Source organism: Kitasatospora sp. NPDC001095, from assembly GCF_053598615.1.
The window spans coordinates 114259-136788 of the sequence record NZ_JBSFKQ010000012.1 but is presented as its reverse complement, the minus strand read 5'-3'; the positions used below and the strand labels follow the sequence as shown (position 1 = coordinate 136788).

19 protein-coding genes are annotated in these 22530 nt (G+C 72.0%); 17 read left to right on the top strand and 2 right to left on the bottom strand.

What is annotated here, in order from left to right:
* Positions 1-20: 20 nt before the first annotated feature.
* The 9 genes from ftsW to ACWDBB_RS14240 all read left to right on the top strand — a co-directional run bounded on the left by ftsW (position 21) and on the right by ACWDBB_RS14240 (position 9066).
* Complete coding sequence (ftsW, locus tag ACWDBB_RS14280; protein WP_449789840.1) at positions 21-1358, top strand: putative lipid II flippase FtsW; 1338 nt, start codon at positions 21-23, stop codon at positions 1356-1358.
* Positions 1359-1364: 6 nt separating this feature from the next.
* Positions 1365-2471, top strand: coding sequence for an undecaprenyldiphospho-muramoylpentapeptide beta-N-acetylglucosaminyltransferase (murG, locus tag ACWDBB_RS14275; protein WP_392869323.1), 1107 nt, complete (start codon positions 1365-1367; stop codon positions 2469-2471).
* Positions 2464-3240: a cell division protein FtsQ/DivIB gene (locus ACWDBB_RS14270; protein WP_449789839.1), complete on the top strand. Its 777-nt coding sequence runs from the start codon at positions 2464-2466 to the stop codon at positions 3238-3240. The genes murG and ACWDBB_RS14270 overlap by 8 nt, the downstream gene beginning before the upstream one ends.
* 364 nt (positions 3241-3604) lie before the next feature.
* Entirely contained in the window at positions 3605-4837 is a 1233-nt protein-coding gene (gene ftsZ, locus ACWDBB_RS14265) for a cell division protein FtsZ (protein WP_449789838.1), read from the top strand.
* Positions 4834-5565 carry a peptidoglycan editing factor PgeF gene (gene pgeF / locus ACWDBB_RS14260; protein WP_392869317.1) on the top strand — a complete coding sequence of 244 codons (732 nt, stop codon included), beginning with the start codon at positions 4834-4836 and terminating at the stop codon, positions 5563-5565. The genes ftsZ and pgeF overlap by 4 nt, the downstream gene beginning before the upstream one ends.
* On the top strand, positions 5565-6353 hold the full coding sequence (locus ACWDBB_RS14255; RefSeq protein WP_449789837.1) for a YggS family pyridoxal phosphate-dependent enzyme: 789 nt from the start codon (positions 5565-5567) through the stop codon (positions 6351-6353). Before pgeF ends, ACWDBB_RS14255 begins: the two co-directional genes overlap by 1 nt.
* Before the next feature lie 308 nt (positions 6354-6661).
* The gene (locus ACWDBB_RS14250) at positions 6662-7279 is read left to right on the top strand and encodes a cell division protein SepF (protein WP_224276937.1); all 618 of its coding nucleotides are present in this window, start codon (positions 6662-6664) and stop codon (positions 7277-7279) included.
* A gap of 99 nt (positions 7280-7378) precedes the next feature.
* A complete protein-coding gene (locus tag ACWDBB_RS14245; RefSeq protein WP_030060143.1) occupies positions 7379-7660 on the top strand; it encodes a YggT family protein in 282 nt (93 codons plus the stop codon).
* Between the two features lie 59 nt (positions 7661-7719).
* On the top strand, positions 7720-9066 hold the full coding sequence (locus ACWDBB_RS14240) for a DivIVA domain-containing protein (RefSeq protein WP_449789836.1): 1347 nt from the start codon (positions 7720-7722) through the stop codon (positions 9064-9066).
* Positions 9067-9302: 236 nt separating this feature from the next.
* Here ACWDBB_RS14240 and ileS read toward each other — a convergent pair whose 3' ends face one another.
* Positions 9303-12431 carry an isoleucine--tRNA ligase gene (gene ileS / locus ACWDBB_RS14235; protein WP_449789835.1) on the bottom strand — a complete coding sequence of 1043 codons (3129 nt, stop codon included), beginning with the start codon at positions 12429-12431 and terminating at the stop codon, positions 9303-9305.
* 603 nt (positions 12432-13034) lie between these two features.
* Between ileS and ACWDBB_RS14230 the strand changes: the two genes are divergently transcribed.
* From ACWDBB_RS14230 to ACWDBB_RS14215, 4 genes are all read left to right on the top strand, one after another.
* Positions 13035-13580 (top strand): TraR/DksA family transcriptional regulator, encoded by a 546-nt coding sequence (locus ACWDBB_RS14230; protein ID WP_449789834.1) that lies wholly within the window; start codon positions 13035-13037, stop codon positions 13578-13580.
* Positions 13581-13821: 241 nt separating this feature from the next.
* The gene (gene lspA, locus ACWDBB_RS14225; protein WP_449789833.1) at positions 13822-14397 is read left to right on the top strand and encodes a signal peptidase II; all 576 of its coding nucleotides are present in this window, start codon (positions 13822-13824) and stop codon (positions 14395-14397) included.
* A gap of 64 nt (positions 14398-14461) precedes the next feature.
* Complete coding sequence (locus tag ACWDBB_RS14220) at positions 14462-15400, top strand: RluA family pseudouridine synthase (protein WP_449789832.1); 939 nt, start codon at positions 14462-14464, stop codon at positions 15398-15400.
* 1 nt (position 15401) lies between these two features.
* Entirely contained in the window at positions 15402-15866 is a 465-nt protein-coding gene (locus ACWDBB_RS14215; RefSeq protein ID WP_449789831.1) for a GNAT family N-acetyltransferase, read from the top strand.
* A 112-nt stretch (positions 15867-15978) separates the two neighbouring features.
* Here ACWDBB_RS14215 and ACWDBB_RS14210 read toward each other — a convergent pair whose 3' ends face one another.
* Entirely contained in the window at positions 15979-17001 is a 1023-nt protein-coding gene (locus ACWDBB_RS14210; RefSeq protein ID WP_449789830.1) for a mechanosensitive ion channel family protein, read from the bottom strand.
* 97 nt (positions 17002-17098) lie between these two features.
* On the opposite strand from ACWDBB_RS14210, the gene ACWDBB_RS14205 reads away from it, so the two are divergent.
* The 4 genes from ACWDBB_RS14205 to ACWDBB_RS14190 all read left to right on the top strand — a co-directional run bounded on the left by ACWDBB_RS14205 (position 17099) and on the right by ACWDBB_RS14190 (position 22394).
* Positions 17099-19876: an alpha/beta fold hydrolase gene (locus ACWDBB_RS14205; protein WP_449789829.1), complete on the top strand. Its 2778-nt coding sequence runs from the start codon at positions 17099-17101 to the stop codon at positions 19874-19876.
* Positions 19877-19977: 101 nt separating this feature from the next.
* Positions 19978-20781 carry an ABC transporter permease gene (locus tag ACWDBB_RS14200; protein ID WP_449789857.1) on the top strand — a complete coding sequence of 268 codons (804 nt, stop codon included), beginning with the start codon at positions 19978-19980 and terminating at the stop codon, positions 20779-20781.
* Between the two features lie 121 nt (positions 20782-20902).
* Positions 20903-21481 (top strand): dienelactone hydrolase family protein, encoded by a 579-nt coding sequence (locus ACWDBB_RS14195; RefSeq protein ID WP_449789828.1) that lies wholly within the window; start codon positions 20903-20905, stop codon positions 21479-21481.
* Between the two features lie 133 nt (positions 21482-21614).
* A complete protein-coding gene (locus ACWDBB_RS14190; RefSeq protein ID WP_449789827.1) occupies positions 21615-22394 on the top strand; it encodes a carbamoyltransferase C-terminal domain-containing protein in 780 nt (259 codons plus the stop codon).
* Positions 22395-22530 lie beyond the last annotated feature (136 nt).

Genomic DNA, 22530 nt, shown 5'->3' with positions numbered 1-22530 from the left:
GCAGAGCGGATTCCGGCGTCGTGAAGCGGGACGCCGCCGAGCCGATGAGAGTGATCTCCGCCACCACGACCAAGTACAAGTCGGCCGGTCCACTGGCCCGCGTCCAGGCCCTCCGGGCCCGGGTGCGGTACTGGCTGGACCGGCCGCTCACCCCGTACCTGCTGATCGTCGGCAGCACCCTGCTGCTGGTCGTGCTCGGTCTGATGATGGTCTTCTCGGCCTCGCAGATCCTCGCCCTGAACCAGCACCACACGGCGCAGTACTACTTCCTCAAGCAGCTGATCGCGGCCATCCTCGGCCTGGTCCTGCTGATCGGCTTCGCCTCCGTCCCGTTGGCGGTGCTGCGGGTGATCGTCTACCCGGTGATGATCGGGGTGATCGGCGCCCTCACCCTCGTCGCCATCCCCGGCATCGGGGTGCGGATCAACGGCAACCAGAACTGGCTGGACTTCGGCTTCTTCCAGTTCCAGCCCTCGGAGTTCGCCAAGCTCGCGCTGGTGCTCTGGGGCGCCGACCTGCTCGCCCGCAAGCAGAAGGCCGGGACCCTCACCTCCTGGAAGCACCTGCTGGTGCCGCTGGTGCCGGGAGCCCTGCTGCTGCTCGCGCTGATCATGTTCGGCGGCGACATGGGCACCTCGATGATCCTGGTGGCCATGGTGTTCGCACTGCTCTGGATGGTCGGCGCGCCGCTGCGGCTGTTCGTGGCCACCCTCGGGGTGGCGGTGGTGGTCTGCACCGCCCTGGTGGTCACCGTGCCGCACCGGGCGGAGCGGCTGAGCTGCATCGGCGTCACCAAGATCGACCCGGAGGGCGCGTGCTTCCAGGCCCTGCACGGCGCCTTCGCGTTCGCCAACGGCGGCGGCTTCGGCACCGGCCTCGGCGCCGGCGTGGAGAAATGGGGCCAGCTGCCCGAGGCGCACACCGACTTCATCTTCGCCGCGACCGGCGAGGAACTCGGTCTGGTGGGGACGCTGTCGGTCCTCGGCCTCTTCGCGGCACTAGGCTACGCGGGTATCCGTGTGGCCATCGGCACGAAGGACCCCTTCGTCAGGTACGCCGCGGGAGCTGCCACCACCTGGATCATGGCGCAGGCCATGATCAACCTGGGGTCGGCACTGGGACTGCTGCCCATCGCGGGCGTCCCGCTCCCGCTGTTCTCCTACGGCGGTTCCGCCATGCTGTCGGCCATGTCCGCGATCGGAGTGCTGCTGTGCCTGGCGCGCAGTTCCTCCGGCGCGAAGGCGGCCCTGGCCGCCCGGACCAAGAACTCCCGGATCAGGAGACAACTGGCCCGGGTGCTGCCACGACGACGAACCACAGCGCGCCCGGCCCCGGGGCCGGCACGCAGGGAGCGGTGAATTTCGGTGCATGTCGTACTCGCCGGCGGGGGGACCGCCGGTCACATCGAGCCGGCCATGGCCCTCGCGGATGCCCTCCGCAGGCACGACCCGTCCGTCGGGATCACCGCCCTGGGCACCGAGCGCGGACTGGAGACCCGGCTGGTACCCGAGCGCGGCTACCAGCTGGAGCTCATCCCGGCCGTCCCGCTGCCCCGCAAGCCCACCCCGGAGCTGATCACCGTCCCCGGCCGGCTGCGCGGCACCGTCCGGGCCGCCCAGGAGATCATCGAGCGGGTCAACGCGGACGCCGTGGTCGGCTTCGGCGGCTACGTCGCGATGCCCGCCTACCTGGCCGCCAAGCGGGCCGGCGTGCCGATCGTGGTGCACGAGGCGAACGCCCGCCCGGGCCTGGCCAACAAGATCGGCGCCCGCTACAGCGACTTCGTGGCGGTCTCCACGCCGGACAGCAAGCTGCGCGACTCCCGGTACATCGGCATCCCGCTGCGCCGGACCATCGCCACCCTGGACCGCGGCGCCGCCCGCCCCGAGGCCCGCCAGTACTTCGGCCTCGACCAGCGGCTGCCCACGCTGCTGGTCTCCGGCGGCTCCCAGGGCGCGCGCCGGCTCAACGAGACGATCACCGCGATCGCCCCGCGGCTCCAGCAGTACGGCGTGCAGATCCTGCACGCGGTCGGCCCGAAGAACGAGCTGCCGCAGGTGGCGGACGTCCCCGGGATGCCGCCGTACCGTCCGGTTCCGTACCTGGACCGGATGGACCTCGCCTACGCGGCCGCCGACATGATGCTCTGCCGGGCCGGCGCCATGACGGTGGCCGAGCTGGCGGCCGTCGGCCTGCCCGCCGCCTTCGTCCCGCTGCCGATCGGCAACGGCGAGCAGCGGCTGAACGCCCAGCCGATGGTCAAGGCCGGCGGCGGTCTGCTGGTGGACGACGCCGAGCTGACCCCGGACTGGGTGCTGCAGAACGTGCTGCCGGTGCTCACCGACCCGCAGCGGCTGTGGGACATGAGCCGGGCGGCCGCCGAGTTCGGTCGCCGGGACGCCGACGACCTGTTGGTCGGCATGGTCTACGAGGCGATCCAGGCCCACCGCGGCGGCCGCCGCCGTGGCTGACGGCCGGCTCGCCGACCCGTTGGAGGAGGAGCTGGAGGAGGAGGAGTCCGCTCCCCGCCTCCGGCTCTCCCGGCGGGGCATCGTGGTGCTGGGCGCGCTCGGCGCCGCGGTGTCCGGCGTGCTGGCCTGGCTGGTGTTCTTCTCCTCGGTCCTGGACGTGCGCGACGTCGCCGTCCAGGGGACGAGCGACGGCAAGCTGACGGCGGACCAGGTCCGCGCGACGATCGGCGGGCTCGGCGACGGCCCGCTGGCGCGCGTGGACCTGGACGACGTCCGCCACCGGGTGGAGGCGATCCCCCGGGTGGCCGGCGCCGAGGTGTGGCGGGGCTGGCCGCACACCCTGCGGGTGAAGGTCGTCGAACGCAAGGCGGTGGCCGCGGTCAAGGGGGATGACGGCCAGTTCACCCAGGTGGATGCCGGGGGCGTGAGCTTCGCCACCGAACCGGCCCCGCCGGAGGGCCTTCCCGTGGTCGAGCTGCGGCTCAGTCAGCAGGCGAACGACGCGGACGGGGTGATCTCCCGTTCGCAGTTGGTGCAGGGCGCGGTGGCGGTGGCCGCCGGGCTGCCGCCGGAGGTCGCCAAGCGGGCGGGATCGGTGCTGGTGCACTCGTACGACGACATCGAGTTGCAGCTCAGCGGGGGTGCGACGGTGCGCTGGGGGAGTCCGGAGCAGATCGACCGCAAGGCCCGGGTCCTGGTCGCCCTGATGAAACAGAAGGGCACGAACTTCGACGTGACGGCGCCGGAGGCGCCGGCGGTGTCGGGATGATCCGGTAGGTTCTCTGCCTGAGGGTGGGGTTGACGCCTCGAAGTGTCGGCCCGACTCTTGGTGGTCACCCCCGGTTTCCTAAGCCGGCCGATGATCACATAGGCTCAAAAGAAAAAGGGAAGCTCGGCGTGTTCGTTGAAACACGTGCCTGGAGCCACCTAGTGTCCTGTGTCACCAGACTGTGTTTCCTGGTGATGTGACGGAGGCACAGAACTAACCCTAAAGGTCAAGTTTAGGGTTGGGGTCGGCGGTCGGCATTTCGGACATTCAGTCAGAAACCAGGCTCCCTACCCATCGACATCCGTCGGTACGGCCCCGCCCCGGGTCGGGCCGACCCGGAAATTCGAGGCGAGAGGCCTTCGACGTGGCAGCACCGCAGAACTACCTCGCAGTCATCAAGGTCGTCGGAATCGGCGGCGGTGGTGTCAACGCCATCAACCGGATGATCGAGGTCGGTCTCAAGGGCGTCGAGTTCATCGCGATCAACACCGATGCGCAGGCCCTCCTGATGAGCGACGCCGACGTCAAGCTCGATGTGGGCCGTGAACTCACCCGGGGCCTCGGCGCCGGCGCCAACCCCGAGGTCGGCCGCAAGGCCGCCGAGGACCACCGCGAGGAGATCGAGGAGGTCCTCAAGGGGGCCGACATGGTCTTCGTGACCGCCGGTGAGGGCGGTGGCACGGGTACGGGCGGCGCTCCCGTCGTCGCCAACATCGCTCGCTCGCTGGGCGCCCTGACCATCGGCGTGGTCACCCGCCCGTTCACCTTCGAGGGCCGCCGCCGGGCCAACCAGGCCGAGGACGGCATCGCCGCCCTGCGCGAAGAGGTCGACACCCTCATCGTGATCCCCAACGACCGGTTGCTGTCCATTTCGGACCGCCAGGTCAGCGTGCTCGACGCTTTCCGCTCGGCCGACCAGGTCCTGCTCTCCGGTGTCCAGGGCATCACCGACCTGATCACCACCCCGGGTCTGATCAACCTCGACTTCGCCGACGTCAAGTCCGTCATGTCGGACGCCGGTTCGGCGCTCATGGGCATCGGCTCGGCCCGCGGTGAGGACCGCGCCAAGGCTGCCGCCGTGATGGCGATCTCCTCGCCGCTGCTGGAGGCCTCGATCGACGGCGCCCGCGGCGTGCTGCTGTCCATCTCGGGCGGCTCCGACCTCGGTCTGTTCGAGATCAACGAGTCGGCCCAGCTGGTCAGCGAGGCGGCCCACCCCGAGGCGAACATCATCTTCGGTGCGGTCATCGACGACGCGCTCGGCGACGAGGTCCGGGTCACCGTCATCGCGGCCGGCTTCGACGGCGGGCAGCCGCCGGCGATCGTCCGCGACCCGGTGGTCAAGTCCACCGCCCCGGAGCGCCCGGCCACCCCGCCGGCCGCCCCGGAGCGCCCGGCCGGCCGCCCGTACGGGAGCATCGGCTCGGTGACGTCCCGTTCGGAGGGCGAGTCCTCGACCTCCGGGTCGAGCCGGACCGCCGAGACCCAGGCCACCGCGACCGCCGCCGCCCCGGTGCCGCCGCAGGTGCAGCCGGCCCGGCAGCCGTTCGTGGAGAGCCCGGCCGAGGAGCTCGACGTCCCGGACTTCCTTAAGTGATCGATCACGCGATCCGCGCGGGTGCTCACTTCGCCTTCACCTCCCGGTGGGGCGGGGTGAGCACTTCGCCGTACGGGGAGCTCAACCTCGGGGGCGCCGTGGGGGACGACCCGCGGGCCGTGCGGGAGAACCGGGCGCTGGCCGCCCGGCGGCTGGGGCTCGACCCGGCCGACGTGGTGTGGATGAACCAGGTGCACGGCGCCGAGGTCGCCGTGGTGACCGAGCGCCAGCAGCTCGGGCAGGCCCCGACGGTGGACGCGGTGGTCTCCGACCGGCCGCTCGCGCTGGCGGTGCTGACCGCCGACTGCACCCCGGTGCTGCTGGCCGATCCGGTGGCGGGCGTGGTGGGCGCGGCCCACGCGGGCCGGCCCGGGCTTGCGGCCGGGGTGGTGCCCGCGGCCGTCCGGGCGATGGTCGAACTGGGCGCGGAGCCCTCGCGGATCACCGCCGCCACCGGACCCGCGGTCTGCGGCCGCTGCTACGAGGTGCCGGCCGGGCTGCGCGACGAGGTCGCCGCGGTGGTGCCGGAGGCCTTCGCCGAGACCTCCTGGGGGACTCCGGCCCTGGACGTTCCGGAGGGAGTCGCGGCCCAGCTGGCCGCGGCGGGGGTCAACGAGCTGGTGCGGTCACCGGTCTGCACCCTCGAATCCGCCGATCACTACTCCTATCGCCGTGAGCAGCGCACCGGCCGGCTCGCGAGCTACGTCTGGTTGGGCTCTGATCACTGATGACGAACGACATCTACGGACCGTTCCCGGGAAGCACCGAGTTCGTGGCGGCGCTGACGGAGGGCCAGCGGGCCCGGTACGAGGAACTCGGCACCAACCTCGAGGTGGTCGAGCGCCGGATCGCGGACGCGTGCGCGGCCGCCGGGCGCGCCCGGGACGAGGTCACCCTGGTCGTCGTCACCAAGACCTACCCCGCCGAGGACACCGCGCTGCTGGCCGGACTCGGTGTGACGGACGTCGCCGAGAACCGCGACCAGGACGCCGCTCCCAAGGCGGAGCAGTGCAGAAACCTTCCTCTTGACTGGCACTTCGTCGGCCAGCTGCAGACCAACAAGGTCCGCTCGGTCGTCCGGTACGCGAACCACGTGCACTCGGTGGACCGGCTCCGGCTGGTCGAGTCGCTCTCCGCGGCGGTGCTCAAGTCGGAGCGCCCGGAGCTGGGTTGCCTGGTGCAGGTGGCGCTGGACAAGGCGCACGGGGAGGGCGGGCACCGGGCCGGGGTCGCGCCGGAGGACGTCGCGCGACTGGCCGATGCCATCGCCGACACGCCCGGGCTGCGACTGGACGGTGTGATGACCGTCGCTCCGCTGGCCGGCCCGCTGGCCGGAGATCCGGCCCGCGCCTTCGAGCGACTGGCGGAAATCGCAACCGCCGTACGGGCGGACCATCCGGCTGCCACCATGGTCTCCGCAGGGATGAGCGGCGACCTTGAGCAGGCGATCGCGGCCGGGGCGACACATGTGCGCGTCGGAACGGCGGTACTCGGAGTGAGGTCACCCCTCAGGTAACGTCACCGGGTAAGTAGATCAGACAGCAGGACAAAATAGGACAGAATCTAGCAGCTCTTCGGAGTGCTAGCGAACCGTGGATCGCAGCTCCGCGGCCCCCGCTCCACGCATCTGACCGGCCGTCGGGCTGACACGCCGTCGTGGAGGGACCGCGGAATCCGCAGGCGGGGCCGTCACGAGCCCGGGCTGCCGGGACGGAGCACCGGTCCGCACGGAGCGAGCGAAGCGGGCGACCGTCAGAAGGTGCGCGCGTCGCGAAGCTGCCGCCGAGCGTCAGCGAGGCGGCTATGAGCGGAGGAGACAGGAGCATGGCCGGCGCAATGCGCAAGATGGCGGTCTACCTCGGCCTCGTGGAGGACGAGACGTACGACGGCCAGGGGTACGACCCCGACGACGACTACGACGCGGATCCCGAACCGATCCGGACGGGCCAGCGGACCGAGGACATCCCCCGGCCGGCTCCGGCCCCCGCGGCCGCCGCGCCCGCTCCGGTCTCCTCGATCACCCCGCAGCCGGTGCCCGCGGCGGTGCCGATCCGGCAGGAGACCCCGAGGATGGCCCCCGTGTCGTCCATCACACCCGAACGCCGCCACAACCTGGAGAAGAGCGCACCGGTGATCATGCCCAAGGTCGTGAACGAACGAGAGCCCTACCGCATCACCACGCTGCACCCCCGAACCTACAACGAGGCCCGTACCATCGGGGAACAGTTCCGCGGCGGGACCCCCGTGATCATGAATCTGACCGAGATGGACGACACCGACGCGAAGCGACTCGTAGACTTCGCCGCTGGACTCGTCTTCGGTCTGCACGGCAGTATCGAGCGCGTGACACAGAAGGTGTTCCTGCTGTCGCCTGCTAACGTCGATGTCACGGCGGAGGACAAGGCTCGGATCGCCGAGGGTGGGTTCTTCAACCAGAGCTGACCCGGCCACGACTTTACGTGTGGATCTGATCAACAGTGGGTTAGCGACAGGTGACGAGCGGCAGGCCCGAGGGATCGGGACCGGGGAGAGGGAAACGCGATGGACATCGTGTGGGCGGTGCTCTACTACGCCCTGACCGTCTTCCTGGTGTTCCTGCTCGTGCGACTGGTCATGGACTGGGTCTTCCAGTTCGCGCGTTCGTGGCGGCCCGGCAAGGCCATGGTCCTGGTCCTGGAGGCCACGTACACTGTCACGGATCCGCCGCTCAAGCTTCTTCGGCGGCTCATTCCGCCGTTGCGTTTCGGGGGCGTGGCGCTCGACCTGTCCTTCTTCGTACTGATGATCATTGTGTATGTCCTGATCTCGCTTGTGCACCCCTAGTCGTAGGTGAGCGATGCGACAGGATGCCGGTGTGCCGACGATCACGTTGAGGTGAAGAGATGCCATTGACCCCCGAGGACGTTCGGAACAAGCAGTTCACGACCGTCCGCCTGCGTGAAGGCTATGACGAGGACGAGGTCGATGCCTTCCTCGACGAGGTCGAGGCGGAGCTGACCCGCCTCCTCCGGGAGAACGAGGACCTGCGCGCCAAGCTGGCCGCCGCGACTCGTGCCGCCGCGCAGAACCAGGCCAACCTGCGCAAGGAGCCGCAGCAGGACGCCCCCCGACAGGGCGGCGCTCCGGTGCCCGCCGCCATATCCGGCCCGCCGGTCCCCGGCCAGCAGGGTCCGGGCGGCCCCCAGCAGATGGGCCCCGGTGGTCCGCAGCAGATGGGTCCGGGTGGTCCCCAGCAGATGGGCCCCGGCGGCCCCCAGCAGCAGATGGGCAACCAGCCCCTCGGCCTGCCCGCCGGTTCCGCCCCGCAGCTTCCCGCTGCCGGCGGCCCGCAGCAGCAGATGAACCAGACCATGGGCGGCCAGCAGCAGCTGGTCCAGCCGATGGGCGGTCAGATGCTCCAGCCCATGGGCGGCCCCGGTGGCCCGCAGCAGATGGGCAACCCGATGGGCCAGGGCATGGGCCAGCAGCAGATGCAGCCGATGGGTGGCCCCATGGGCGGCCCGCAGCAGATGGGCGGCCCGATGGGCGCCCCGATGCAGCAGCAGGGTCCCGGTGGCGACAGCGCCGCCCGCGTGCTGGCGCTCGCTCAGCAGACCGCCGACCAGGCGATCTCGGAGGCCCGTTCCGAGGCCAACAAGATCGTCGGCGAGGCGCGCAGCCGGGCCGAGGGCCTGGAGCGCGACGCCCGTGCCAAGGCCGACGCGCTGGAGCGGGACGCGCAGGAGAAGCACCGCGTCGCGATGGGTTCGCTGGAGTCGGCGCGGGCCACGCTGGAGCGCAAGGTCGAGGACCTGCGGGCGTTCGAGCGTGAGTACCGCACGCGTCTGAAGTCGTACCTGGAGACCCAGCTGCGCCAGCTGGAGTCGCAGGCCGACGACTCGCTCGCTCCGCCGCGGATCCCCGCCACCGCGTCGCTGCCGCCGGCGGCCTCGTCGATGGCTCCGGCCGGTGCCGGTGCGATGAGCAGTGGCGCGCCGAGCTTCGGTGGCAACCAGCCGTCCTTCGGGGGCAACTCGCCGTCCTTCGGTGGGAACAGCTCCTTCGGTGGCGGCTCCTCCGCGCCGAGCTTCGGCGGTCAGTCGACCGGTGGCAACAGCGGTGCTCCGCAGATGCAGCCGGCCGGGATGACCCAGCCGATGGCGGCCGTCCGCCCGCAGCCGCCGCAGCCGATGCAGCAGGCTCCGGCGCCGATGCGGGGCTTCCTTATCGACGAGGACGGCGACAACTGAGGTTGTAGCAGGGCCTTCTGAGGGCGCCCCCTTTCCGACCCATGGGTCGGAAAGGGGGCGCCCTTTGGCGTGCGTGGGGGCGTGCGCGAGGAGGTGGGGGCGCGCTCGTTGGTACGGGGCGCGGGCGTGGGGAACTCGGAGGGGGCGTGCGGGAGTTGGGGGGAGCGTGTGGCGTGGGTGGGTACGGCGAAGCCGCCGTCACCCCCGGGGGGTGACGGCGGCTCCGTGGTGGGGCGTCAGGCCTTGCGGAGCTGGAAGGCCAGGCCGAGGGACTCGTCGGTGAAGGTCTCGGACTCCCAGTCGGCCGCACCGGCGGCGAAGTCCGTGGCCAGGACCTCCTCGGCGACGAGGGGGCCGTGCTCGGCGACGGCCTCGGCGGTCTCCTCCGAGGTGGCGCGCCAGCGCAGGACGATCCGGTCGGCGACGTCCAGGCCGGAGTTCTTGCGGGCCTCCTGGATCTGGCGGATGGCGTCGCGGGCGATGCCGAGGCGCTTGAGCTCCGGGGTGATGGCCAGGTCGAGCGCGACCGTGGCGCCGGACTCGTTGGCGACGGCCCAGCCCTCGCGCGGGGTCTCGGTGATGATCACCTCGTCCGGGGAGAGGGTGACCGTCTCGCCGTCCAGCTCGACCGAGGTCTCGCCGTTGGCGCGCAGTTCGGCGGCCAGGCGGGCGGCGTCGGTGGCGGCGACCGCCTTGGCGACGTCCTGGACGCCCTTGCCGAAGCGCTTGCCCAGCGCGCGGAAGTTGGCCTTGGCACTGGTGTCGACCAGGGAACCGCCGACCTCGGCCAGCGACTCCAGGGTGGAGACGTTGAGCTCCTCGGCGATCTGCGCGCGCAGGTCGGCGGGCAGCTCCTCCCAGCCCTGGGCGGCGACCAGCGCGCGGGAGAGCGGCTGACGGGTCTTCACGCCGGACTCGGCGCGGGTGGCCCGGCCCAGCTCGACCAGGCGGCGGACCAGCGCCATGTGCCGGGAGAGCTCGGTGTCGATCAGCGACTCGTCGGCGGTCGGCCAGCTCGCCAGGTGCACCGAGGCCGGGGCGTCCGGGGCGACCGGGGCGACCAGGTCCTGCCAGACCCGCTCGGTGATGAACGGGGTGAGCGGGGCCATCAGGCGGGTGACCGTCTCCAGGGCCTCGTGCAGGGTGGCGAGCGCGGCGGCGTCGCCCTGCCAGAAGCGGCGGCGGCCGCGGCGGACGTACCAGTTGGACAGGTCGTCGACGAAGCCGGAGAGCAGCTTGCCGGCACGCTGGGTGTCGTACGCCTCGAAGGCCGCGTCGACCTCGCGGACCAGGGTGTTCAGCTCGGAGAGCACCCAGCGGTCCAGCTGCGGACGGTCGGCCGGGGCCGGGTCGTTCGCCGAGGGCGCCCAGTTCGCGGTGCGGGCGTACAGGGCCTGGAAGGCGACGGTGTTCCAGTAGGTGAGGAGGGTCTTGCGGACCACCTCCTGGATGGTGCCGTGGCCGACCCGGCGGGCCGACCAGGGCGAGCCGCCGGCCGCCATGAACCAGCGGACGGCGTCGGCGCCGTGCTGGTCCATCAGCGGGATCGGCTGGAGGATGTTGCCCAGGTGCTTGGACATCTTGCGGCCGTCCTCGGCCAGGATGTGGCCCAGGCAGACGACGTTCTCGTAGCTGCTCTTGTCGAACACCAGGGTGCCGACGGCCATCAGGGTGTAGAACCAGCCGCGGGTCTGGTCGATCGCCTCGGAGATGAACTGCGCCGGGTAGCGCTTCTCGAACAGATCCTTGTTCTGGTACGGGTAGCCGTACTGGGCGAAGGGCATCGAGCCCGAGTCGTACCAGGCGTCGATGACCTCGGGCACGCGGGTGGCGGTGCCGCCGCAGTCGCGGCAGGCGAAGGTCACCGCGTCGATGTACGGGCGGTGCGGGTCGAGGCCGCTCTGGTCGGTGCCGGTGAGCTCGGACAGCTCGGCCAGCGAGCCGACGCAGGTGAGGTGGCCCTCCTCGCAGCGCCAGATCGGCAGCGGGGTGCCCCAGTAGCGGTTGCGGCTGAGCGCCCAGTCGATGTTGTTGTTCAGCCAGTCGCCGAAGCGGCCGTGCTTGACCGTCTCCGGGAACCAGTTGGTGGCCTCGTTCTCGCGGATCATCGCGTCCTTGACGGCGGTGGTCCGGATGTACCAGGACGGCTGCGCGTAGTAGAGCAGCGCGGTGTGGCAGCGCCAGCAGTGCGGGTAGCTGTGCTCGTACGGCAGGTGGCGGAAGAGCAGGCCGCGCTCCTTGAGGTCCGCGACCAGGGCCTCGTCGGCCTTCTTGAAGAACTGGCCGCCGACCAGCGGGACCTCGGGGGCGAAGGTGCCGTCGCCGAGCACCGGGTTGACCACCGGCAGGCCGTAGCGGCGGCAGGTCGCGAGGTCGTCCGCGCCGAAGGCGGGGGACTGGTGGACGATGCCGGTGCCGTCCTCGGTGGTGACGTAGTCGGCGGTGAGGACGTAGTGGGCGTTCTCGATCTCGACCAGGTCGAAGGGGCGGCTGTAGTTCCAGCGCTCCATCTCCGCGCCGGTGAAGGACTCGCCGGTGGTCTCCCAGCCCTCGCCGAGCGCCTTGGCGACCAGCGGCTCGGCGACGACGAGCTTCTCGGTGCCGTCGGTGGCCACCACGTAGGTGACCTCCGGGTGGACGGCGGCGGCGGTGTTGGAGACCAGGGTCCACGGGGTGGTGGTCCAGACCAGCAGGGCGGCCTGGCCGGCCAGCGGGCCGCTGGTCAGCGGGAAGCGGACGAAGACCGAGGGGTCGACCACGGTCTCGTAGCCCTGGGCCAGCTCGTGGTCCGAGAGGCCGGTGCCGCAGCGCGGGCACCAGGGGGCGACCCGGTGGTCCTGGACCAGCAGGCCCTTCTCGAAGATCTGCTTGAGCGACCACCAGACGGACTGGACGTACGACGGGTCCATCGTCCGGTAGGCCTCGTCGAGGTCGACCCAGTACCCCATGCGGGTGGTCAGCTCGGTGAAGGCGTCGGTGTGGCGGGTCACCGACTCGCGGCACCTGGCGTTGAACTCGGCGATGCCGTACGCCTCGATGTCCTGCTTGCCGGAGAAGCCCAGCTCCTTCTCGACGGCGAGCTCGACCGGCAGGCCGTGGCAGTCCCAGCCGGCCTTGCGGGCGACGTGGTAGCCCTTCATGGTCCGGTAGCGCGGGAAGACGTCCTTGAAGACGCGGGCCTCGATGTGGTGGGCGCCGGGCATGCCGTTGGCGGTGGGCGGGCCCTCGTAGAACACCCACTCGGGGCGGCCCTCGGACTGCTCCAGGCTGCGCTGGAAGATCTTGTTGTCCTGCCAGAAGGACAGGATCTGGTGCTCCAGGGCAGGCAGATCCACCTGCGCGGGAACGGGGTTGTAGGAGCTCATCGCGGGCGTCTACCTCCGGCGGATGCTGGGACTGGATCCTCCGGAGGGACGAGACGGACCTGCCGCCCCGCGGTACCACCCTCCTTGGCCGCGGTACTGCGTTCGCGGCCCTCTTGTTTGGGCTTGCTGCCGGGTCTAGTGGGCCACCGCGGTGATCGCGGCGGCCGTTCTTCCGGCGGCTCCGGGGTGATCTTCCCGCCGTGCACACCCCCGGGCTCACACCGTCCCCGGGTCGCTGGTGGCTGCGTACGTCGGTACTCGTCCCATCTGCGCCTTGCACGGCCAGTGTATCGGCCGGGTGAGTCGGTTTGTCCAAACCGTTTCCGGCGGGCGGGTGGGAGCGCTCCCCGGGGCGCTCGGGGAGCACTTCCGGGGCACTCCCGGAGCACTGCGAGGGCGTGCGGCGACGGAGGTTAGCCGGAGTCGATCTGGGCACAAATCTCTGAGCACACGGGGCGTGACGATTGGGGCGGCTGCCTGGGTGGGAACGTTATGAGGCGCCGGTATGTCATGTTGTGACCGGTTTTGATCGGGATTATCGTTCCGGCACTGGGAGCCGCCGGGAACCGGCGGCTCGATTCGTTCGTAGATGGGGTCGAAGCCATGGCTGAGAAGGGAACCGGCGCGGGTACCGCCACCAAGCGGGCACGCAAGGCCGTGGCGGTCGACCCAGGGGAGGGGACCGTGACCACTACCGCACCGAAGAGCAGCACCGACACCGTCACCGCGTCGCGCGGCGCCGAGTCGGTGGACCCGGCCACGCTGCCGGTCCGGCCCGGCGAGGACCCGTGGACCACCGAGGAGGTCCACGAGCTGCACGACGAGCTGATCAGCGAGCTGGACCGGCTCCGGAACGAGATCGACGCCGCCGAGACGGCCATCTCCGGCCTGATGCGCGACTCCAACGACGGGGCCGGCGACGACCAGGTGGACGCCGGTACGAAGAACATCTCGCGGGAGAGCGAGCTGGCGCTCGCCAACAACGCGCGGGACAGCCTGGCCCAGACCGAGCGCGCGCTGGAGCGGCTGGAGGGCGTCGGCTTCGGCACCTGCGAGTCCTGCGGCCAGGCCATCGGCAAGGCCCGGATGCAGGCCTTCCCCAGGGCGACGCTCTGCGTGCAGTGCAAGGCCAAGCAGGAACGCCGCTGAACCGGGCGACCGGAGCGACGCGGGGGGTCGGGCTTGCCGTACGCTCGACCCCGTAACGTCGCCTGAATAACGTCGCCTGACGCGTTCGTGAACGCGGGCAGGCCGGCACGGGCCCACCACCCTCCCCCTCCAGCGGACCGGGGGAGCTCCACCGGCAGCGGAGCGGATCATCAGTACGCAAGGTTCCCCCCAGACCCGGGACGACGCCGTCCCGTCCCCCGCCGATGCCGTGGAGGTGCCCGTGACCGAGCCGACCGGGGCGTCCGCGGACGCCGCCACGGCCGAGAAGCCCAAGGGGCCGCGCCGGGTCGGCGTGCTGCTGGTCGTCGCCGTACTCGCCTTCCTGATCGACCTCGGCAGCAAGCTGCTGGTCGTCGCCCGGCTGGAGAACCACGCGGCGATCAAGGTGATCGGGGACGTCGCCACCTTCCAGGTGATCCGCAACTCGGGTGCGGCCTTCGGGATGGGGCAGGCGCTGACCGTCGTCTTCACGATGATCGCCTCCGCCGTCATCGTGGTGATCTGGCGGATCGCCCGCCGGCTGTACAGCCTGCCCTGGGCGATCGCGCTCGGGCTGCTGCTCGGCGGGGCGCTCGGCAACCTCACCGACCGGCTGTTCCGCGCGCCCGGCGTGTTCCGCGGGCACGTGGTGGACTTCATCTCCGTCCAGCACTTCGCGGTCTTCAACCTCGCGGACTCGGCGATCGTCTGCGGCGGGATCCTGGTGGTCCTGCTCTCCTTCCGGGGCAGCAACCCGGACGGGACCGTCCACCAGCCGGCCGAGAAGGCCGAGAAGACGGAGCGGGCCGAGAAGTAGGCCGAGAAGTGGGCCGGGCCACCGGCGGGCGGGGGCGGGTCGCGTTTCCGGCATACTCGTACGGGTGAGTACCGCAGCGCAGAACCGAAGCCTCCCCGTACCCGACGGCCTGGAGGGCGAGCGCCTCGACGCCGCCCTGGCCCGGATGTTCGGCTTCTCCCGGACCAAGGCCGCCGAGCTGGCCGCCGACGGCAAGGTCACGCTCGACGGCGCCGTGGCCGGCAAGTCGGACCGGGTCACCGCCGGTTCCTGGCTGGAGGTCGAGATCCCCGCCCCGGCCGCCCCCGTGCAGGTCGTCGCCGAGCACGTCGAGGGCATGCGGATCGTCCACGACGACGAGGACATCGTGCTGGTGGACAAGCCGGTCGGCGTCGCCGCGCACCCCAGCCCGGGCTGGAGCGGTCCCACCGTGATCGGCGGACTGGCCGCGGCCGGGTACCGGATCTCCACCTCGGGTGCCGCCGAGCGCCAGGGCATCGTGCACCGGCTGGACGTCGGCACCTCGGGGCTGATGGTGGTCGCCAAGTCCGAGCGCGCCTACACCGACCTCAAGCGGCAGTTCCACGACCGGATCACCGAGAAGCGCTACCACACGCTGGTGCAGGGCCACCCGGACCCGATGAGCGGGACGGTGGACGCGCCGATCGGGCGGCACCCCAGCTCGGACTGGAAGTGGGCCGTCACCCGGGACGGCAAGCCGTCCGTCACCCACTACGACCTGATCGAGGCGTACCGGGCCGCGTCGCTGCTGGCGATCAAGCTGGAGACCGGACGCACCCACCAGATCCGCGTCCACATGTCCGCGCTGCGCCACCCCTGCGTGGGCGACCTGACGTACGGCGCCGACCCGACGCTGGCCAAGCGGCTCGGGCTGACCCGGCAGTGGCTGCACGCGGTGTCGCTCGGCTTCGAGCACCCGTCGGACGGGCAGTGGGTCGAGTTCTCCAGCGAGTACCCGGAGGACCTGCGGAAGGCGCTGGACATCATCGCGGCGGAGAGCTGAGGTGACGGCCGCCGCGATCCGGGTCGCCGTGGGGGAAGCGGACCTGGAGCTGGTGCGCGCCGTCCGGCACGAGGTCTTCGTCGTCGAGCAGAACGTGCCGGAGGAGCTGGAGTACGACGAGTACGACGCGACCTCGGTGCACCTGCTGGCCGTCGGGGCCGACGGGGCCGCGCTGGGGACGGCGCGGCTGATCCACGGTGAGCCGGCGCGGAAGCTGACGGGCGGTGTCGACGGGCGGGTGCTGCTGGGGCGTCTCGCGGTCGTCGCGGCGGCCCGGGGGACGGGGCTGGGCGCGGAGCTCGTCCGGGCGGTCGAGGCGGCGGGGGTCGAGCACGGGGGTGCGGAGGTCGAACTGCACGCCCAGGTGCAGGCGCTCGGGTTCTACGAGCGGCTGGGGTACGTGGCGGAGGGGCCGGTGTACGACGACGCGGGGATCGCGCATCGGACGATGACGCGGGTGCTCTGAGGCGACCGAGGCGGGTGGGGCTGGACCTCCGGGGCGGGTTTCCGGTGGTCGCCTTCCGCTTCGCGTAGCTCCCCGCGCCCCTTCAGGGGCGCGGGGAGCTTTGTTTTTTGCGTCAGGTGTCGGTGGTGGTGCGCAGGCGGGGGAGGGCATGGGGGTGTTCGTCGCGCAGGTGGGCGATGAGCTGTTCGCGGATGTCGAAGCGGAGCTGGGCGGCGTCGTCGGGGGTGCGGGCGGTCATGGTGGCGCGGACGACGATGGTGCTGGGCGTGGTGTCGGTGACCTGGAGGGCCCACTCGGCGCCGTCCCAGAGCGGGTGCCGGTCGAGGCGGGCGCGCAGGGTGGTGCGCAGCTCGTCCACCGGGGTGGTGTGGTCGAGGTGGAGCAGGACGGCGGCCAGTAGGCCGGGGTCGCGGCGGGTCCAGTTCTCGAAGGGCTTGTTGACGAAGTACGAGACCGGGACGACCAGCCGGCGGTAGTCCCAGAGCCGGACCACCAGGTAGGTGAGGGTGATCTCCTCGACGGCGCCCTGCTGGCCGTCCACCACCACGGTGTCGCCGATCCGGACGGTGTCGCTGAAGGCGATCTGGAGGCCGGCGAAGAAGTTGCCCAGGGTGCTCTGGGCGGCGATGCCGGCCACGATGCCGATGAGGCCGGCCGAGGCGAGCAGGCTGGCGCCGACGGTGCGCATGGCGGAGAAGGTCAGCAGCATCACGGCCACCGTGACCACGACGATCAGCGCGCTGACCACGCTGCGCAGCATGCTGATCTGGGTGTGCACCCGCTGGATCCGGGCCGGGTCGTCGACGCGGGTCTCGTAGCGGCTGAGCAGGGCCTCCAGGGCGGCGGCCACCACGCGGACGGTGAGCCAGCCCAGCGAGGCGATCAGGAGCAGCAGGAGCAGGTGGTGCGCGCCGTCGTCGCCCGCCGTGCGGAGGATCCGCTGGAGCGGTTTGTTGGCGAGCAACAGGGCTGATGCCACGGTGAGTTGGAGCGGGATCCGGCATCTGCGGAGCAGCGGCCAGACCGGGGCCGAGGGGTGGCTGGCGGCGGTCCGCTGGAGGGCCTGGTCGACGATCCAGCCGGCCGCCAGGGTGGCGGCGACGGTGGCGAGGAGCGAGATCAGCAGCCAGGGCATGGGCCGTACGATACTCGGGCACAGTGGGGTGAACCGGACGAAATGGTGTGGCGGCCTTATCGGACGCCTACCCGGATGGCCGATACGATCAGCGCCCATGGAGTTCGGTGGGGCATGGCGTCGTTGGCGCGCCCGGGGAACAGCGGTCAGACGCAGGCTGCTGGCCGGGGCGGTGGCCCTGGTGGCGGTGGCCGCGGCGGGTACCACGACGGTGGCGTCCGGCGGTGAGCAGGCGGTCCATCGGGAGGACCGTTTCCTCGGCATGCCGGAGACCCCCGGCAGCGCCGAGCAGGTCCAGCTGGACACCTCGTTCTTCACCACCGAGGGCGGCGGCCCGCGTCCGGCGGTGCTGCTGGCGCACGGCTTCGGCGGTTCCAAGGAGGGCCAGCGCGAGCGCGCCGAGCAACTGGCCCGGCAGGGGTACGCGGTGCTGACCTGGTCGGCGCGCGGCTTCGGGCACTCGGGCGGCCGGATCGGGCTGAACGCGCCGGACCGCGAGGTCGAGGACGTCAGGCACCTGGTGGACTGGCTGGCCCAGCGGCCCGAGGTGCGGCTGGATGCGCCCGGCGACCCGAAGGTCGGCATCACCGGCGCCTCGTACGGCGGGGCGGTGTCGTTGCTGGCCTCCGCGTACGACCACCGGATCGACGCGGTGGCCACCCAGATCACCTGGTGGAACCTGGCCGACGCGCTGTTCCCGCAGGGTGTGCAGGGCTCGGGCGCGGCGGACGGCGTGTTCAAGAAGCTGTGGGCCGGGATCTTCTTCACCACCGGCGCGGCCGGGGACCTCGGGCCCTCCGGCGAGGCGCCGCGGGAGAGCGGCGGCGCGGAGCCGAAGACGGACGGGCCGGTCGGCTGCGGGCGGTTCCTGGAGTCGCTCTGCCGGATGTACGACCGGGTCGCCACCGCCGGGCACGCCGACCCGGAGGCCGTCGCGCTGCTGGAGCGTTCCAGCCCGTCCTCGGTGGCGGCGCAGCTCAAGGCGCCCACGCTGGTGGTGCAGGGGCAGCAGGACTCGCTGTTCCCGCTGGACCAGGGGGACCGCATCGCCCGGGCGGTGGCCGCCAACGGCGCACCGGTGGCGGTGGACTGGTTCGCCGGCGGCCACGACGGGGGGACGGACACCAGTGCAAGGGTCGACGACCGGGTGACGGCCTGGTTCGACCACCATCTGAAGGGGCGGGGGAACGACACCGGCGCCGCTTTCCGGGTCACCCGCACCGGCGGGCTCGACTCGACCGGCTTCCAGGCCGTGCTGCGCGGGGCTACCGCCGACCGGTACCCGGGGCTCGGTGGCACCGGCTCGCGGACCGTCGAGCTGACGGGCGGCGAGCGGAGCCTCGCCAACCCGCCCGGCGGCGCGCCGCCCGGGATCTCGACACTGCCGGGCGTCGGCGCACTCAGCCAGGCGGCCTCGCTGGGCGCCGGGCTCTCACTGGACTTCCCCGGGCAGAACGCCGCCTTCGACTCGGCGCCGCTGGACTCGCCGCTGCACCTGACCGGGCAGCCGACCGTCCCGGTGCGGGTGACGGCGGACCGGCCGGACGCCGTGTTGTTCGCGAAGCTGTACGACGTCGGGCCGGACGGCAAGGCGGTGCTGCCGCAGCAGCTCGCCGCCCCGCTGCGGGTCACCGGCGCCGACGCCGGACGGACCGTCACGGTGGCGCTGCCGACCGTGGACCACACCTTCCCGGCCGGGCACCGGGTGCGGCTGGTGCTGGCGAGCACCGACCTCGCGTACGCCTCGCCGGTCGAGCCGGCCACCTACCGGGTGGCGCCGGCCGGGGCGCTCACCGTGCCGACCGTCGAGGAGCTCGTCACCGAGGCGGCGCCGCTGCCCTCGCGCACCTGGGTGCTGCCGGTGATCGCCGTGCTGGTGGCCGCGGCCCTGGTGCTGGCGCCGCGGCTGCGGCGCCGGCGGACCGCCACCGGCCCCGCCCTCGACCCGGAGCTGGCCGCGGTGCCACTGTGGATCGACGGGCTGAGCAAGCGCTACAAGGGCGCCCAGGACCGTTACGCCGTACGGGAGTTGAGCTTCCGGGTGGGGCAGGGGCAGGTGCTCGGGCTGCTCGGGCCGAACGGCGCGGGCAAGACCACCACGCTGCGGATGCTGATGGGGCTGATCCGGCCGGACGCCGGGGAGATCCGGATCTTCGGGCACCTGGTGCGGCCCGGCGCGCCGGTGCTGTCGCGGGTCGGGGCGTTCGTGGAGGGCGCGGGCTTCCTGCCGCACCTCACCGGGCGGGCCAACCTGCGGCTCTACTGGCAGGCGACCGGACGGCCGGAGGCCGACGCGCGCTTCGACGAGGCGCTGGCCATCGCCGGGCTCGGCGAGGCGCTGGACCGCGCGGTGCGCACGTACTCGCAGGGCATGCGGCAGCGGCTGGCGATCGCCCAGGCGATGCTCGGGATGCCGGACCTGCTGATCCTGGACGAGCCGACCAACGGGCTGGACCCGCCGCAGATCCGCGAGATGCGCGAGGTGATGATCCGGTACGCGGCCGGCGGGCGGACCGTGATCGTCTCCAGCCACCTGCTGTCCGAGGTCGAGCAGAGCTGTACGGACCTGGTGGTGATGGACCGCGGGCAGCTGGTCACGGCCGGCCCGGTCGCGGACATCGTGGGCGCCGGCGAGCTGCTGATGATCGGCATCGCCGGGCCGTACGACCCGGTGCCGGTGGTCGAGAAGGTGGGCGCGCTGGCCGGGGTCGGCTCGGTGGAGGCCGTCGAGGGTGGGCTGCTGGTGCGCCTGGACGGACTGGCGGCCGGCGCGCTGCTGGCCGAACTGGTGCGGCTGGAGGTGCCGGTGGAGAGCGCCGGGCCGCAGCGGCGGCTGGAGGACGCGTTCCTGTCGTTGATCGGAGGTGGAGCGTGAGCGTCGTTCCTGAGGACCGCGCCGAGTCGAAGGACCGTGCCGGATCGAAGGACCGTGCCGGGTCGGCGGACCACGCCGAGGGGTACCGGGCGAGCCGGACGCTGCCGCTGCGGGTGGAGGCGATGCGGCAACTGCGCCGGCGCCGCACCATGGTGATCGGCGGGGTGCTGGCCGCCATGCCGTTCGTCATCCTGGCCGCGTTCCAGATCGGCGGTACCCCCGGCCGTCCGGGCCGCACCACCTTCATCGAGCTGGCCACCGCCTCGGGGGCCAACTTCGCGGTCACCATGCTGTTCGTCGGCACCGGCTTCATGCTGGTGATCCCGGTCGCGCTGTTCTGCGGGGACACCGTCGCCTCCGAGGCCAGCTGGTCCTCGCTGCGCTACCTGCTGGCCGCGCCGGTGCCCCGGGCCCGGCTGCTGGCCCGCAAGTTCGCGGTCGGGCTGGGGTTCTCGGCGGTGGCGGTGGCGATGCTGCCCGCGATCGGACTGGTCGTCGGCACGGCGGCGTACGGCTGGGGAGACCTCAAGCTGCCCGCCGGGGTCAGCCTGCCGGCCGGACAGGTGCTGCCCCGGATCGCCATCGCGGTGGCCTTCGTGTTCCTCGGCGAGATCGTGATCGCCGCGCTCGCGTTCTGGCTCTCCACCGCGACGGACGCGCCGCTGGGCGCGGTCGGCGGCGCCGTGTTCGCCTCGATCATCACCGGGGTGCTGGACGCCGTCACCGCGCTGGGCGACCTGCGGGAGTGGCTGCCGGCGCACTGGCAGTACTCGTGGGCGGACGCCCTGCAGCCGCAGCTGGAGTGGGGTGGCATGGTGCAGGGCGTCTCGCTGTCGCTCTCGTACGCGGTGGTGCTGCTGGCGCTGGCGTTCCGCGGCTTCGGGCGCAAGGACGTGGTGTCCTGAACGACCGCCGGGCCCCGGCCGGACGTGCGTTCGCGGGCGGCCGGACGTGCGTTCGCGGGGCCCGGCGGGGGATGCGCGATCATGGGTGGGTAGCTGACCTCCCTGGTGAAGGACCCCGACCGTGGCCCAGATCATCCTCTTCCACTCCGCCTACGGACTGCGCCCGGCCGTGCACGCCGCCGCCGAGCGGCTGCGCGCCGCCGGGCACACCGTGCACACGCCGGACCTGTTCGACGGGCGGACCTTCGATTCCGTCGAGGAGGCGCAGGAGTTCCAGGAGGAGCTCGGCGGCCGCGACGAGCTGTTGCGGCGGGCGGTGACGGCGGCCGCGCCGGTGTCCGAGGGCGGGCTGGTGTACGCCGGCTTCTCGCTCGGCGGCGCGGTGGCGCAGAACCTGGCGCTGGCCGACGAGAAGGCGCGCGGACTGCTGCTCCTGCACGGCACCTCGGACCTGCGGGAGGACGCGGCCACCGAGATCCCGGTGCAGCTGCACATCGCGGAGCCGGACCCGTTCGAGCCGGAGGACTGGCTGAACGCCTGGTACCTGCGGATGCGGCGGGCCGGGGCCGAGGTGGAGGTGCACCGCTACCGGGGCGCCGGACACCTGTTCACCGACCCGGAGCTGCCGGACTGGGACGAGGAAGCGGCCGAGCGCGCCTGGGCGGCGTCGCTCGACTTCCTGGCGGAGCTGGACGACTGACGCCTCGGCCGGGAGCCGGCGCCGTGACCGAGAACCGGCGCCGGGCCGGAACCCGGCGCCGTGACCGGGAGCCGACGTCGAGACGGAACCCGGCGCCGTGACCGGGAGCCGGCGCCGGGCCGGAAGGACTGGCGTGCGGAACACCTACGTGTTGCCCCCGATGGGTGACGGCGGGCTGCCGCTGCAGGCCGCCGTGGTGGTGGCCCACCGGGAGACCGGAGAGCGCCAGCGGGTGCCCTCGATGGCGCTCGGGCCGGACGCGGCGATCTCCGAGGGCCGGCTGGAGGAGATCCTGCACGACTACCCCGAGCTGCGCTACCGGCGGATCGGCGAGGACATGCGCGAGGTGCTGCTCGCCGCGCTGGAGGCGGACCAGGTCATCGGCACCTACCGCGGCCGGACGGAGTTCGGCCCGCGTGCGCTCGGGCGTCGCAGCGTCATCTACGGCACCGCCGACGTGACGATGAACGACTGGCTCAACAAGCGCCTGAACCGTACCGAGTTCGTGCCCTTCGCGCCGATCACCGCCGAGGACCTGGCGGCCGCCTGCTACGTGGGCTGGGACCCCGAGCAGCCCTCGGCGCTGTTCATGACGATCACCTACGACTGCCACGAGACCTTCGCCAAGGCCTGCCCGGCGGTGGTGCACGTCGACAACACCGCCCGGCCGCAGACCGTCCGGGCCCAGGACGACCCGTTCCTGCACGGTCTGCTGATGGCCTGGTACGAGCGCAGCGGGCAGGCCGCGCTGGTGAACACCTCGTTCAACAAGCACGAGGAGCCGATCGTCGGCTCGCACCGCGACGCGCTCGACCCGGTGCTCGACGAGGTGGTCGACCTGCTGCTGGTGGACGACGTGTACCTGGTCTGGAAGGACTCCGCCGAGGGCTTCATGGCGCGGCAGTCGGTCTGACCGGGCCCGACCCGGGGGGTGGGCCGGGCGGGCGAGGGGCCAGGGCTGCGAAGTGAGGTCTAGTCCAATTGACCGTCCGGCCCGTCGGCCGGGCGAATGTGAACCATCGTCAGACCGTATGGCGCGAGCGCCGAGT